Origin of the sequence: Streptomyces sp. NBC_00104, assembly GCF_045160825.1 — a bacterium.
Classification (GTDB): domain Bacteria; phylum Actinomycetota; class Actinomycetes; order Streptomycetales; family Streptomycetaceae; genus Streptomyces.
This window is the reverse complement of the sequence record NZ_CP108215.1, coordinates 4,816,364-4,830,657: the sequence shown is the minus strand read 5'-3', so window position 1 is coordinate 4,830,657 and position 14,294 is coordinate 4,816,364. Positions and strand designations below refer to the sequence as shown.

The 14,294-nt window shown below is 69.7% G+C and carries 10 protein-coding genes and 2 pseudogenes; 6 read left to right on the top strand and 6 right to left on the bottom strand.

Annotated features, from left to right (window positions below; translation table 11 throughout):
• Positions 1-57 precede the first annotated feature (57 nt).
• Together OG272_RS21085 and OG272_RS21080 are read left to right on the top strand one after the other, a co-directional pair.
• Positions 58-894, top strand: a complete 837-nt coding sequence (locus OG272_RS21085) for an SDR family oxidoreductase (protein WP_405894435.1) — start codon at positions 58-60, stop codon at positions 892-894.
• A gap of 447 nt (positions 895-1,341) precedes the next feature.
• A pseudogene (locus OG272_RS21080) lies at positions 1,342-1,497 on the top strand (helix-turn-helix domain-containing protein); the annotation flags it as partial.
• On the opposite strand, the gene OG272_RS21075 reads toward OG272_RS21080, so the two are convergent.
• Complete coding sequence (locus tag OG272_RS21075) at positions 1,448-1,630, bottom strand: NPP1 family protein (RefSeq protein ID WP_405896048.1); 183 nt, start codon at positions 1,628-1,630, stop codon at positions 1,448-1,450. The pseudogene OG272_RS21080 and the gene OG272_RS21075 overlap by 50 nt on opposite strands.
• Before the next feature lie 437 nt (positions 1,631-2,067).
• Here OG272_RS21075 and OG272_RS21070 point away from each other — a divergent pair, with 437 nt between their 5' ends.
• On the top strand, positions 2,068-5,718 hold the full coding sequence (locus OG272_RS21070; RefSeq protein ID WP_405894434.1) for a WD40 repeat domain-containing protein: 3,651 nt from the start codon (positions 2,068-2,070) through the stop codon (positions 5,716-5,718).
• Between the two features lie 525 nt (positions 5,719-6,243).
• Here OG272_RS21070 and OG272_RS21065 read toward each other — a convergent pair.
• The 4 genes from OG272_RS21065 to OG272_RS21050 all read right to left on the bottom strand — a co-directional run bounded on the left by OG272_RS21065 (position 6,244) and on the right by OG272_RS21050 (position 10,808).
• Positions 6,244-7,122: an alpha/beta fold hydrolase gene (locus tag OG272_RS21065; RefSeq protein WP_405896047.1), complete on the bottom strand. Its 879-nt coding sequence runs from the start codon at positions 7,120-7,122 to the stop codon at positions 6,244-6,246.
• Positions 7,123-7,585: 463 nt separating this feature from the next.
• A complete protein-coding gene (locus OG272_RS21060) occupies positions 7,586-8,311 on the bottom strand; it encodes an NADPH-dependent F420 reductase (protein ID WP_405894432.1) in 726 nt (241 codons plus the stop codon).
• 218 nt (positions 8,312-8,529) lie between these two features.
• Positions 8,530-9,642, bottom strand: a complete 1,113-nt coding sequence (locus OG272_RS21055; protein WP_405894431.1) for an alkene reductase — start codon at positions 9,640-9,642, stop codon at positions 8,530-8,532.
• 812 nt (positions 9,643-10,454) lie between these two features.
• Complete coding sequence (locus OG272_RS21050) at positions 10,455-10,808, bottom strand: ArsR/SmtB family transcription factor (RefSeq protein WP_405894429.1); 354 nt, start codon at positions 10,806-10,808, stop codon at positions 10,455-10,457.
• 125 nt (positions 10,809-10,933) lie between these two features.
• Here OG272_RS21050 and OG272_RS21045 point away from each other — a divergent pair.
• The 3 genes and pseudogenes from OG272_RS21045 (at position 10,934) to OG272_RS21035 (ending at position 13,897) form a co-directional block, all read left to right on the top strand.
• Positions 10,934-11,606 (top strand): annotated as a pseudogene (locus tag OG272_RS21045) (alcohol dehydrogenase catalytic domain-containing protein).
• Between the two features lie 63 nt (positions 11,607-11,669).
• A complete protein-coding gene (locus tag OG272_RS21040; RefSeq protein ID WP_405894427.1) occupies positions 11,670-13,019 on the top strand; it encodes an aldehyde dehydrogenase family protein in 1,350 nt (449 codons plus the stop codon).
• Between the two features lie 299 nt (positions 13,020-13,318).
• Positions 13,319-13,897, top strand: coding sequence for a transposase family protein (locus OG272_RS21035; RefSeq protein WP_405894425.1), 579 nt, complete (start codon positions 13,319-13,321; stop codon positions 13,895-13,897).
• Here OG272_RS21035 and OG272_RS21030 read toward each other — a convergent pair.
• Positions 13,891-14,289 (bottom strand): hypothetical protein, encoded by a 399-nt coding sequence (locus tag OG272_RS21030; RefSeq protein WP_405894423.1) that lies wholly within the window; start codon positions 14,287-14,289, stop codon positions 13,891-13,893. The two genes, OG272_RS21035 and OG272_RS21030, sit on opposite strands and share 7 nt — an antisense overlap.
• Between the last annotated feature and the right edge of the window lie 5 nt (positions 14,290-14,294).

Sequence of the window (14,294 nt, the reverse complement as noted above, 5' to 3'; positions counted from 1 at the left end):
CGGCCCGCCTCCGGCGGTTCCGCAAGACCGACCTGCGCACACTCATCGGAGACACCCATGAACAGCCATCTGACCGGCCGCACGGTCCTCGTCACCGGGGCCGGCAGCGGCTTCGGCCGCCTGATCAGCGAACTCGCCGCGGCCCGCGGCGCGAAGGTCGTCGGCGCCGACGTCAACGCCGACGGGCTGGCGGAGACCGCCACCGCCATTGAGAAGGACGGCGGCGCCTTCGTCCACCAGGTCACGGACGTGACGGACAAAGAGCAGACAGACGCCGTCGCCCGGCTCGCCGTCGAGCAGTTCGGCAGCATCGACGTCCTGGTCAACTGCGCCGGGATCATGCCACTCGCCTTCTTCGCAGATCACGAGCAGGCCTGGCGTGCCTGGGACGCCTGTATCGACATCAACTTCAAGGGCGTCGTCCACGGCATCGGCTCGGTCTACGACCAGATGACGCGCCAGGGCCGGGGCCACATCGTCAACCTCTCCTCCATCTACGGCAACGCGGGGTCTGCGGGCAGCGGCGTCTATTCCGCCACCAAAGCGGCGATCAACGTGCTCTCCGATTCTCTGCGCGTCGAGTCCCAGGGAAAGATCAAGGTCACCATCGTCCGGCCGACCGGCATACCCGGCACAGGTCTTGTGAACTCGGTCATCAACCCCGAGGCCATCCTCGGGATCATCGGCCACAACATGGCACGGTTCCAGGCCCGCACAGCACAGGCGACCGCGGGCACCTTGCCACCCGAGTACGCCGACTCCGACGACCCGCGTTACTGGGTTCCCACGCCGAAGGAACTCGCCGAGAACGTGATCTACGCGATCGACCAGCCGTGGGGCGTGTCCATCTCCGACATCACCGTCCGAGCCACTGGCGAGGACATGATCCTCTGACCCGGAAGCGACGGTACGTGTGAGCACCCTTCGCCCCACCGCCCAGGTCTTGGGTTCTGATCAACGTCGCCACACCCGACGTCCGGGTAGGCGATGGAAAACAGAAGCGGCACTGCCGGGGGGCGCCCGAACGGTAAGTGGATGCCCCTTGAGGTGAAGCAGAGGTTTCTCGAACTGATACACGAAGGTGTGAGTATCAGAGGAGCCAGCCGCATCGTCGACATCAACCGTCGAACGGGGCAAGAGTGGATCAGCGGACGCGGCGAGCGCGTGAAAACCACGAAGCCGGGCCGGCAGGCAGTGCGAGCAGCGGTGCAGCCGTTGGTCGGCGTTCGGCGCGGGTTTCTGGGCGCATCCGCGCAGGGACGAGCGAGTCGGACGCCGACCTGCGGTCTCTGTGCGCTCTCTGTCCGAGGAGCAGCGCATACGCATCGCTGACCTGCGGCGCGAGAAGAGTCCGTCCGGTCGATCGCGGCCGAGCTGGGGCGCAGTCCGTCGACCATCAGCCAGCGTGCCCGAGCCCTGCTGCACCCAGATCACCGCCAACTCCCAGTCATGGCGGTGCGACGTTGCCGAGGTGGCCCGAGCGGCACTGGCCGGTGACGGATCCGCTGCCGTCGAGACCGCCGTTGAGGTTGCCGTTGATGTCGATGGCGGCGACCGGGAGACAGCCGCCCCCGTCGTAGTCGAAGACCGGTTGGAAGGTCTTCTGGAACGTGGTGGTGCTCTCGGGCAGGGAGTCACTACGCCGGCGTGGGCACTGCTCGTCATACCGATGAGCAGCGCGGCGGTGCTCCCGCGACGATGACGGCCCGGCCGAGGCGGCCGAGAAGGGACGTGCCGCGGTTCTTGCCGCGGCTCATGACTGCGTGGGGTATCAGCGGTTTCTCCACTCGCTACGCGGGGTGCGCCGGTGATCCGCCGTGGCTCAACAGACGCTGGCAAGTGGTGAGTTGAACGGCACCTGCTTTCACCCAGGGCTTTCGATAGTTGAAGGTGCAACCTATGGTGATGGGTGCGTCATGAAGATCGTTGCGTCTGATCTCCGTGTGAATGGGTGGACCTATGGGGCGTCCCGAAAGACCCGTTGACCCTGCTGCCGGCCCTGTGCAGCAACTTGCCCATGAGTTGCGGGAGTTGCGCAGGGTGGCCGGCAGTCCGTCGTACCGTGCGATGGCCGAGGAGGCGGGCTTCTCCGCGACGACGCTGTCGCAGGCGGCGGCCGGGGAGCGGCTGCCGTCGCGGGCCGTCGTCCAGGGGTATGCGCGTGCCTGCGGTGGCGACACGGGCGAGTGGGAGACGCGCTGGAAGGAGGCCGAGGCGGCGGTCGCGGCCGCTCTCGCTCAGGACGAGGGGGACGGGGCGGCGCCGTACCGAGGCCTCGCCCGGTTCGAATCGGACGACCACGAGCTGTTCTTCGGCCGCGACCGGATCCTGGCAGAGCTCTGCCGGCTCGTGTCCGTACACCGGTTCGCGGCGGTTCAGGGCGCCTCCGGCAGTGGCAAGTCCTCGCTGCTGCGGGCCGGCTTCCTCCCGCGTGTCAGGAAGGAGATGGCCGGAAGCGTGGGTGCCGTGCGCGTCTTCACGCCCGGAGCCCGGCCGGCCGAGACCTACGGGCATCTGCTGACACCGGCGGAGGGCGAGCCGGAGCGCTGGGTGGTGGTGGACCAGTTCGAGGAGGTCTTCACCCTGTGCCAGGACGAGGCAGAGCGCGCCCGCTTCATCGAGCTGCTGCTGACCGCCCGCGACCCCGCGTTCCGGCTACGGGTGGTCATCGCCGTGCGCGCCGACTTCTGCCCGCGCTGTGCCGACCACCCGGAGCTGGCGGACGCGCTGCGCCGCGCCGGGCTGGCGGTCGGCCCGATGACCGCGGACGAACTGCGGGACGCGGTGGTGAAACCCGCGCTGGCGGCCGGTGTCCTGGTGGAGCGGTCGCTGGTTACGAGGATCGTCGAAGAGGTGCTCGACCGTCCCGGCGCGCTGCCGATGCTCTCGCACGCCCTGCTGGAGACCTGGCGGCGGCGTAAGGGCCGCATGCTGACGACGGCCGCGTACGAGGCGGCGGGCGGACTGAATGGCGCGATCGCGACGACCGCCGAGGAGGTGTACGGGCAGTTGTCCGCGTCCCAGGCCGTCGTCGCCCGGCTGGTGCTGCTGCGGCTGGTCGAGCCGGGGAGGGGCACCGTCGACACGGGGCGCCCGTTCACCGCGGCTGAACTCCGGGAGTGCAGGCACTCCGAGACACCGGTCGTGGTGGAGCGGCTGGCCCGGGCCCGCCTGCTGACCGTCGACGACGAGGTCGTCCGGTTCGCCCACGAGGCGTTGATCACCTGCTGGCCCCGGCTGCACGGCTGGGTCGAGCGGGACCGCGAACGACTGCGTCATCATCGGCAGCTCACCGAAGCCGTCCGCGCCTGGCTGGAGCACGACCGTGACCCCGGCACCCTCTACAGGGGCACCCGCCTGGCGCGTGCCGAGGAGATGTTTCCCGGCCACGACAGCGACCCCGCTCTGGGGGCGGTGGAACGGTCCTTCCTCACCGCCGCGTGCGAAGCCCGCGAGGCAGAGAGGCGGGCCGCCGCCCGCTCCACCCGGCGGTCCCGCCAACTCGTCGGCGCCGTCTCGGCCGTCCTCGCGGTGGCGCTGGTCACCGGCCTGGCCGCCTGGCGGCAGCACGACCACAACCAGCGGCAGCGCACGGAGTACTCCGCTCGGCGGATCGCCGCCGTCGCCGACGGGCTGCGCACCACCGACCCCCGCGCCGCTCTCCTCCTCAGCGTCGCCGCCTGGCGTATCGCTCCGCTGCCCGAGACCCGCCGCGCCCTCCTCGGCTCCCTCGCCCAACCCGAACAGGACGCCTTCAGCGACGCCGCCTCGGGCCGCCGTTCCCAACGCTTCCTCGCCGACTCGGGCCGCACCCTGCTCAGCGTCGACGACCACACCTGGCAGACCTGGAACCTCGGCACCCGCCGTACCATCGCCTCCGGCCGCCTCCCCGACGGCGAGGTCCTGGCCGCCGCCCCGGACGCCCGTCTCCTGGCCATCGCCGGGAAAGAAGGCTCCGTACGCCTGTGGGACACACACACGGGCCACTGGGCGGGGGGCGAGGCGTCGCCGCCGGGGCAGGAGGGGTTCGCGTTTGGCGCGAGCGGGCGCAGTTACGTGGTGGGTGAGGCCGATGGTGACCATGTGTGGCTGCGGTCCATCGCCGACGGCAGGGTGCTGTTCGAGACGCCGAAGGCCGGGCCGGTGAACGTGGTGCCGAGTGCTGATGACCGGCTGGTGGCGGTGTGTCCCGCCGGGAAGACGCCGCAGGTGTGGGAGCTCGACGGGCGGCGGCATGCAGTTGTCGTGCACGGGTCGTGGGAGCGGGCCCCAGAGGTGTGCGGTGAGGAATCGGCCGTGCTGTTCGGGGGAGGTGGCCGTTTCGCAGCCGTGTCCGAGGACGAGGTCTGGGTGTGGGACGTGCGCTCCGGGGACCTCGTCGCCGAGATCCGTGACCCCGGCGTGCGGCACGCGTCGTTCGACCGCAACGGCACCTTCCTGGCGACGGCCGGATCCTCCGACGAGATCCGGGTATGGCGGTTGTCGGACCCCGCCGCACCCGCCCTGCGCCACTCCGTCAACAACCAGCACCTGCACGGCGGCCTGGCCTGGGACCCCGGCCCACGCGTCCTCCGCTACCTCGAAGGCAGCACGGTCCACACTCTCGACCTGACGACGACGGTCACCGCCGCGTGGCGAGCGAGCCCGATGGACGGCACACTGATCAGCCCGAACGGCCGGGTGTTCGTGACGGCGGAACGGGTCGGGGCCGGCTTCCGCTTCCAACTGCTCGGCACCGAGGACGGCCGCCTCATCCGTACGCTTCCCTCCCCGTCCCGGCCCCTGCCCGTCTCCAGGGACGGCGGTCCGGCCGTACCCGGAGACGGGGCCGTCCCGCAGATGGCGTTCAGCCCCGACGGCAGCAGGTTCGTCTACGGCGTCACCGCGTCGGGCGGGCGTTCCGCACCCCAGCGGTTCACCGTCTGGGACCTGACCCGTGACCGCGAGCAGAGCACGCTGGACCTGGCGGGAACCGTATCGGCGACGGCGGTGACCGCGCTGGCGGTGACCTCCGACGGCCGTACCCTGTTCATCACCCGGACCCCGGCCACCGGCGAACCGGGCAACGAACGGTGGGACACCACGACCCGCCGCCGGATCGACGGTCCCGACCTGGCCGGCGCCCGGCTGGCGCTCAGCCCCCGCGAGAAGCTGGTCGTCGGTGACAATCGTGTCGCCCGAGACGACTTCGGCCGGAGCGTCGCGCTGGACCTCGTCCAGGGCGAGCACATCACCGCGCTGGCGTTCAGCCCGGACGGCCACAGCCTCGCGGCGGGCGACCGCACAGGCCGCGCCGCCCTGTGGGACGGCCGACTGCACCGCCGCGCCGGAATCCTGCCTAACGTCTTCCCCCGGCCGCTCGGCGACACCCCCGAGGCGGTCGCTGCCCTCGCCCTCAGCCCCGACGGTCATACCCTCGCTGTAGGCGGCGAGGTCGGCACGCTCCAGCTCTGGGACACCGCCAGCCAACAGCCACTCGGCGCACCCCTCCCCACCCCCGGCGAGCCGATCCGCTCCCTCGCCTTCAGCCCCGACAACACCACCCTCCTCGTCGCCGGCAGCCGCGTCCCCCTCCGCCGCTACACGGTCGACCCGAGCCGCGCGGTAGCCGAAATCTGCGCCCGCGTCGGCAACGTCGACCTGACGAGAGCGGAGTGGAGCACGTACGTACCTGACGCGCCGTACAGAAGGGTGTGCGGCCGGCCGGGCCGGTGGTGAAGGCGGGCTCCGTCCCATGCCCTACTTCGTGGTGATCTCGTCGTGTCGGCAGCCGTGGCGACAGGCGCACAGCGACGCTGAACCGTTTCCATTCCGCCGCGAACAGCGGCGACCCGGACATCATGTCGCTTCTCACCCGCCCGTCTGCGAGAGCATTGTCCTGGCGGGGGATCTCACGGCGTTACCCGCTCTGACGGTGGTGTCCCGACAGCGTCGCCGATCCGTGGCAGAGACCGATACAGGCCAGCCACTGACTCGGGGTCCGGGGTGTCACGCCGAGGCGCTTCTGGGCGGAGCGCTCGGCTGTGATCGAGCGGTCCGGCCTCGTACCGAGGGCCCGGTACATGTCCGCGGCTCCCGGAGTGCAGCGTCGCCCGGTTCATCACCCTGCTCGAAGGGCCGTGGGCCGCCCTGATCGTGCGCGAGCTCCTCCGCGGACCGCACCGCTTCACAGACATGCGCGACTCGGTCGAGTACCGGCTCACTCCTCTCGGAACGGGGGTGGCCACGGCACTCTCGGGGCAGTCACGCCAGCGCGGTCAGCAGGTCGGCCAGCACGTCGGGCCGTTCCAGGGCGATGAAGTGGCCGGCCTTCGGGACCTGTGTGAAGTCGGCGGCGGGCAGCAGTTCCTTGTTGGCTTCCCGGTCCGAGAGTCGCGACCAGTCGTTCTCCCCGTAGACGAGGTGGACGGGCGCCTTGACCTGCGTGTAGCGCGAGCGGGCCGCGATGAGGCTGGGCAGGGCCTGGTACACGCCCCGGGCGACGGCGGAGTAGCCGGGGCGGCCGCCCACCTGGAGGAGCTCGTCGATGTAGTCCTCGCGCAGTGCGCTCTTGTCGCCGAGGCCGCCCTGCAGGATCTTGCTGAGGACGGGCTTGGGCTCCACGCCGGCGATCACCGGACCCACCCCCGGGGCGAGGACACCCGTGACCACGACACGGGCGAGAAGGCTCGACCGGGCGATTCCGTCGCGGAAGTCGTAGGTGTTCACCGCGACGACGCGTCGTACCCGCTCCGGGAGATCGGCGGCGGTGGTCAGGGCGAGCACCGCCCCCATGGATTCCCCGACCAACGTCACGTCGTGGAGGTCCAGTTCGGTGAGGAGCCGCTTGACGCCCGCGCGCATCGCCGGCTCGTCGTACGCGGCACCGGGCACGATCTCGGAGTAGCCCATCCCGGGAAGGTCGAGGGCGTACACGGTGTACTGGTCCGAGACCAGCGGGATGAGGTGGCGGAAGTGCTCGGCCTGCGTGCGCACGGTGTGCAGCAGGATCAGGGGGGCACCGGTGCCCGCCTTGAGGTAGCGCAGCGTTCCCTCACGGCTGTCGCGTCCCTCGCGGGGGGCGATGGTGTGGCTGGTGGTCCCCGGGATGTGAATCGTGGGACGGGACACGTGGCTGGGCATCTTGTCCTTCGATGCGGTCATGGCTACCTCCGAAGACTAGGAAACCGATCGGTTTCCACTACGGTAAACCGATCGGTTTCCAGGTGCAAGCTCAAGGACGGAACCAGCCGGGTCGGGCCGCCGGCTTGAGACCGGCTTTCCGATCGTGTCGAAGGTGTCCGCGACGACGGTCAGCCCTCTGCGTAAAAAGTCCTGACCAGCATTCATGCAGATCAGGACTTGATCCGGAGTGGTCCTCGCGCAGTGCGTACCACGCCATCGAGTGGGGCCAGGCCGTTGGTCGTGAGCATGCCGAGCCAGTCAGGCGACGTGGGGCATCACGGACGTCGAGCATGGCGGCGAACTTGCGCACCAGGTCATGCGCCAAGGTGCGCCCCGGCGGGCAGTAGCGTCGTTGTCGGCACGGGATATCAGTTGCTTCGCGTGGAGCCACGACAGTGCCGCGTACTGGTTGCCCCCGGGGTCAGATGACGCGGTCGGCCACCCGTACCCGCTCGGCCGCCTGGAGCGCGGTTCGCAGCTCGGCGGCGGGAACGGGGCGGCCATGCGCTGTGAAAATCTGCGTATCGGGCGTGGAGGGATCGGCGAGGTAGAGGCGGGTGTAGGCGGTGGTATCGGGTTCGAAGCGCCAGCTCTGCGCGAGCGATCCGGTGTCGACGGTGTCGAATCCCAGTCGGCTGATCAGCGTCGCCGCGTCGGTTTTCGCGCCGGCGTCGTCACCGGCGATCGGCAGTGCGGTGCGGTCGGCGGCCCCCGGGCTCTCCGAGGGGCGGGCCAGCTGGGGGATGTGATGGGCCAGGATGTTGTTGAAGGCCTTGACCAGCCGGGCTCCCTCGAAGTGCCGGTGGACCAGCTCACTGGTGGTGACCTTGTCATCGTCGAGCTCGGTAATCCGGCCGTCGCGGGAAGGGTAGTAGTTGCTGGTGTCCAGCACTGTCTTGCCCGCGAGCAGTGCGGCCGGGACGGCGGTGTGCGCAGTGAGCGGTACAGACAGCAGGGCGAGGTCACCAGCCTGGGCCGCCTGCTCGACCGTGCCGGCCGTGGCCAGCGGGCCCAGCTCGGCGATGAGGTCGGTGAGGCTCTGCGGGCCTCGGGAGTTGGACACCACGACGGGGATGCCTGTCGCGACCGCGAGGCGCGCGACGGCGGCGCCGATGTTTCCGCTTCCGATGATGCCGAGGGTGGTCATGTCTGCTCCTGCTTTGGATTGAGGGAGGGGGCCATGTCGTGCAGTGGTCACGGGCGGCGCCGGCGCCGGCGCCGTGCCGGAACCGGCCTTTACCGGCGCGGAGATCGGACCTGAAGACCCGGCCGGCCGTCGAACCGGAACACGGGGACCTGTCCAGCGAGGGCGGCGAACTCGTCGAAGTGGCGGGCCGCAGCATGGACAGGCGCAACCGTGAGTCCTCAGTCAGCCTGGAGGAAGGGGTAATCGGTGTAGCCCTCTGCGCCCGGTACGTAGAACAGTTCCGGCCGCGGCTCGTTCTCGGGGTGTCCGTTCCGCCAGCGTTCGACCAGGTCGGGGTTGGCGATGAGAGCCCGGCCCACGACCACGGCGTCGGCGTGGTCGGCCTCGATCCGCTGTATCGCGTCCTCGCGGGTGGTCTGCCCTCCGAGGAAGCCGCTGTTGACGAGCAGCTTGCCGTCGAAGCGCTGCCGCAGCTCCTGGACCAGCTCGCCGCCCGGCTCGGTGTGCAGGACGGAGAGGTAGGCCAGGCCCAGCGGGCGCAGTTGGTCCACCAGGGTGCCGTAGGTGGCCAGGACGTCATCCCGGTCGGTCTCGAAGACGTCCGCGAGGCTGATCTCCGGCGAGATCCGCAGCCCGACCCGCTCGGCACCGACGGCCTGGGCGACCGCCGTGACGACCTCGACGACGAAGCGGGCGCGGTTCTGCGGCGAGCCGCCGTATTCATCAGTGCGCTGGTTGGCCGCCGGGGAGAGGAACTGGTGGAGCAGGTAGCCGTTGGCGCCGTGGATCTCCACGCCGTCCGCTCCCGCCTCGATGGCCCGGCGGGCCGCGGCGACGAAGGTCTCCAGGGCTGCCTGGGTCTCGGCGCTGGTCATCGCTTCCGGTATGGGGTAGGGCTGCTCGCCCTTCTCCGTGAACGTCTTGCCGTCGATGGCGATCGCGCTTGGGGCGAGCACGCGCCGCCCGCCGTTGGTGTCGGGGTGAGCGGCGCGGCCGGCGTGCATGATCTGCAGGAAGATGTGGCCGCCCTGGGCGTGCACCGCCTCGAACACCCGCTGCCAGCCGGCCGCCTGCTCGTCGGTGGCGATACCCGGCGCGCCGACCCATCCCTGCGACGCGTGGTCGGGGTAGGTGCCCTCGGTGATGATCATTCCGGCGCTCGCCCGCTGCCGGTAGTACTCGACCATCAGTTCCCCGGGAATGCCGGAGGAACCGGCCCGGACCCGCGTCAGCGGTGCCATGACGATGCGGTTGGAGAGCTCGGTCTTCCCGAGGGTGACCGGGGAGAAGAGTGACGGAACAGGGGAAACTTCTGAGGTGTTGGCGGGCATGGGTGTCCTTCTGCAGTGCGGTGGACAAAGGGGGAAGGTCATTCCGGTCCTTCACTGTAGCCCATGTACGCACTAACGCGTACATGAGACATCGGCACCCTTCTCTCATGGCCAGCCGCGCCTCGTCCCCGTTCGTTCACCCCGACCCGGACGACTTCGGCCTCTTCAAGGCGGGAGGGCGCCGCCCGCGTGGCACCCCGCGCGGACGCCGACAGCGCCTGACACCCCGTGAAGCCCGGCCCGGACCCGGGCGGGACGGCCCGGCGACCGGCGGACACATCCCGCAGGCCCGCCGGCGGGAGACGGGCCCGCCGACTGCACCGCTCGGCGTCGCATTGACGCCGCGCTTCGCCGGAACCCGTACGACTGGCCGCCGCCGAGGCGATGGCGCACCATCTACGCCCGCCGTATCGACGGTCGGGCCAGGCCGCTAGGCTAGGGAACCTTCCTGGGTCTGCCCGTCACCGCCTCGCCCCCGCCTGTGGGCTGTCCGGTATGCGAGGTCCACCAGGTCGACGGGCGATGCGCCGGGCCAGGGTTCTGTGCATTTGGCTCGGCATCAGGTTCCCGCGGAAACCTGCCCACACTGTCCGGGCAGGCAAGCCTTGGGTGAAAAGCCTCATGGTTGACCCCAGGAGGCGCGGTCTTCCAAACCGGCGATCCAGGCAGGCCCGCTTCGGCACACAGACCGGGATGCGTTTCCAGGGAGCCCGGTCTGGCCGCTGCGGAAGGCCGGGTCGGCACTGGTCCGGGAGGTGTCCGCCGATCGGCGGGTCGTCCCGATCGCGTCCACGCGGGGGCGCCTCGGAGTGTCAGGCGCTGTCGGTGTCCGCGCGGGGTGTCACGCGGGCGGCGCCCTCCTTGAGGACGAGGTCGATCAGTCCGGGGAACCGCTGGTCCAGTTCTTCCTTGCGCAGCGTGTTGAAGCGACGGGTGCCGACGTCGTGCTGCCGGATGACGCCGGCCTCGCGCAGGACGCGGAAGTGGCGGGTGAGCACGGACGCGGTGGCGTCCTGCCTGAAGACGCTGCAGGCCAGGCCAGGAGAGGCGGCGAGTCCGACGACGATGGCGAGCCGCGTCTCGTCGGTCAGCGCACTCATGACCTTGAAGAGGTCGAAGTCATCCGGGTCGGGGTGAACGAGCGGAGATGCGGTACGGCTGGCCATGAGAGAAGGGTAACGCCCCTTCATGTTCGCGTTCACGCGAACATGCGTTACGGTGAAGGAGCAGGCCCGGCCGGAAGAAGGCCGCCGGGCGTGCCCTTCCCCCTCCCCGCAAGGAGAACCACGGCATGACCACTGTCGCCGCATACGCAGCCCCTGCCGCCAAGGCTCCGCTGGAGCGCACCACCATCGAACGTCGCGCGGTCCGTGAGCAGACGTGCTGATCGACATCAAGTTCACCGGCGTCTGTTACACCGACGTCAGCCAGGCCCGCGAGGGCTGGGGCAAGGCCATCTTCCCGATGGTCCCGGGCCGCGAGATCGCAGGAGTCGTCTCCGGGGTCGGCCCCGGTGTCACCAAGTACAAGGTCGGTGACCGCGTGGGCGTCGGCTGCATGGTCGACTCCTGCCGCGAGTGCGACAACTGCAGGCCGCCCTTGAACAGATGTGCACCAACGGCGGTATGAAACCCCACGTTCGGCGCCATCGGCCGTGACGGCGAAGTCACCTACGGCGGCTACTCGCAGAAGGTCGTCGTCGACGAGAACTACGTCGTGCGCATCCCCGACGGTCTCTCCCTCGACGTGGCCGCACCGCTGCTGTGCGCCGGCATCACCATGTACTCCCCGCTGAAGTGATGGGCGGCATCGCCGAGACCCAGGAAACGCTCGACTTCTGCGCCGAGCACGGCCTCGGCGCAGAGATCGAACTGATCGCCGCCTCCGAGATCAACGAGGCGTTCACGCGGAGGGAAGCCCGCGACGTGCGCTACCGGTTCGTGATCGACAACGCGACGATCTGAGACCCGCCGCACCCGCCGCACCCGCTTTGACATGTGAATTACATCAAGAACGGAGCACACCCCATGACCGCAACAAACACGAAAGAGTCGACGACGCACCAGAGCGAACCGGCTGCGGAGGCCGTCGGCCGCCTTCGTGCGACGTTCAACACCGGCGTCACCCGCGGACTGGACTGGCGTATCGACCAGTTGCAGCGACTGCGGGCACTGCTGGTCGAAAACGAGAAGGAGTTGCTCGAAGCGCTCTGGGCGGATCTGAGGAAGAACGCCGCCGAGGCGAAGATGGCGGAGATCGACCTCACCGTCGGTCACATCGACGAGACGCTGGCGGGTCTCGAGGGCTGGCTTCAGCCGCGCCCGGTGGGGGTTCCTGCCTTCCTCGGTCCCACGACAACGGCTTACACCAAGTACGACCCGCTCGGGGTCGTCCTGGTGATCGGCACGTGGAACTTCCCGGTGCACCTTCTCATCGACCCCGTCATCGGCGCGCTGGCCGCCGGAAACACCGTGGTGGCCAAGACGAGCGAGATCTCGGTGCACACCTCGGCGGTGCTTTCCCGCCTCCTGCGACAGTACTTCGACGCCGACGTCCTCACTGTGGTCGAGGGAGGCGCCGAGGTGACCACGGCCCTCCTGACACAGCGTTTCGATCACATCTTCTACACGGGTAACGGCACCGTCGGCCGGATCATCATGGCCGCGGCGGCCAAGAACCTCACCCCGGTCACGCTTGAACTCGGGGGCAAGAACCCGGTTTTCGTGGCGCCCGACGCTGACGTGGACGAGGCTGCGAAGCGGCTGGTCGGCGGCAAGTTCTCGGTGAACGCGGGACAGTCGTGCGGAACCACGGACTATGTTCTGGCTGATTCGGCCACCGCTGCCGCGCTGGTTCCCGCCCTCCGCGCGGCGGTCGAAGCCCAGTTCGGGTCCACGCCGCAGACCGCCCCCGACTACGGACGGATCGTCAGCGAGCGGCATTTCGACCGGCTCACCCGTCTGCTGGACTCCGGCCAGGTGGCGGTGGGAGGCAGGCACGACCGCGACGACCTGTTCATCGCACCGACGGTACTCACCAATGTCGACCCCGCATCGCCGGTCATGCAGGAGGAGATCTTCGGTCCGATCCTCCCCATCATCGAAGTCGCCGACCTCGATGCCGCCATCGCCTTCATCAACGAACGCGACAAGCCGCTGGGGCTCTACGCCCTCACCACTTCCGAGGCCACCAAGTCGCGCCTGGTGAACGAGACGTCCTCCGGCGCCGTCGCCTGGGGCTCTCCGGGGATTCAGGTGCTCGTGCCCGGCCTGCCCTTCGGTGGCGTCGGCGAAAGCGGCATGGGCCACTACCACGGCCTGTACTCCCTCGAGACGTTCAGCCACCTCAAGGCTGTCGTGGACGTGCCGCTCAGCTAGCCCGACCCGGAATGTTCCGTAGGGCAGTCATGGTTGGCCTGTGCTCGGCGGGTGGAATGTCGCATCGTCCGCCGGAGCGCGGCCTGTAAGAACAACGGTGGTCGGGTCGGCCACGCGGAAAAGGACCTGCCCTCTCGTCGGGCAGGTCCTTTTCCGCGTGGCCTCCCACCGAACCGGATGTGGCGCTGGGTAGGCGGCCTGCGAGATCCCCGCTGAACAGGGCCTTTTCCGACGATCCTCACCGGCCCGGGCTGTTGACGCGGCGTCTGACGTCTCAACCACGCTGCTCGGGGGCCTCGTTGGCCATCTATCCTGCCGCACTCGACCTGCCCCATGTGCTCGTGGAGTGGGTCACCGTGCTCGTTGTCACCTGTGAAGGCGACCGCCGCTGCAAGCTCCGCCCGTCCCAGCGCGCGATGGTGGCACTGGTGTACCTCCGCGAACACACCACCCTGGTAAAGATCGCTGCCGGATTCGGGATCAGCGAGTCCACCGCCCACGCCTACACCAGCGCGGTCGTCCACCTGCTCGCTGAACGTGCGCCGGGTCTGCCGAAGGTCCTGCGCGAGGCCGAGTCGGACTTCGTCCTGCTGGACGGCACGCTCGCCAAGTGCGACCGGGTCGGCGACGGGCGGGCCGACTACTCGGCCAAGCACCGCCGGCACGGGGTGAACGTGCAGGTGGTCACCGATCCGGGCGGCCAGCTGCTGTGGCTCTCACCCGCACCGCCGGGCCGGGCGCACGACCTGACCGCCGCCCGCACCCACCGGATCATCCGCATCCGCGTCCTCCGCAGATCCCGGTGCGGCCCACATCGCATGACGTCAATCGCCAAAGCCGTCCTCACCTGGAGCGGCACCGCTGAAGACGCTCACTGACGGACTCTGCGGCGGGTTCCGCTGGTGTGGCGTTGCCCGTCGTCGGGGTCCATCTGGCCGGGGGAGACCACGGCGCGGGTGAAGAAGTCGCACAGGGCCCCGAACAGCTCCGGGTCCGGGTGGCGGCTGCGGTCATCGCGTGCCTTGATGGCGCAGTTCAGGACGACCACGTGCGCGCGCCGGGCCCGTTCCGCAGCGTCCGGCCCGTTGGCGTCACTGGACCCATGGGCGGCGGCCCCGTCGGACCCGGCGGCCCCGTCGGTCTCCGCGGGAAACCGCGCCGAGGCGGGCGCATCGCCGTCCAGCTCGGCCCGCCACCGGTCGAACGTCGCGGCTTCCTCCTCGGAGCGCTGACAGGCCGCGTCTCGGTCCGGTTCACGGGATGAAATCACGCAGG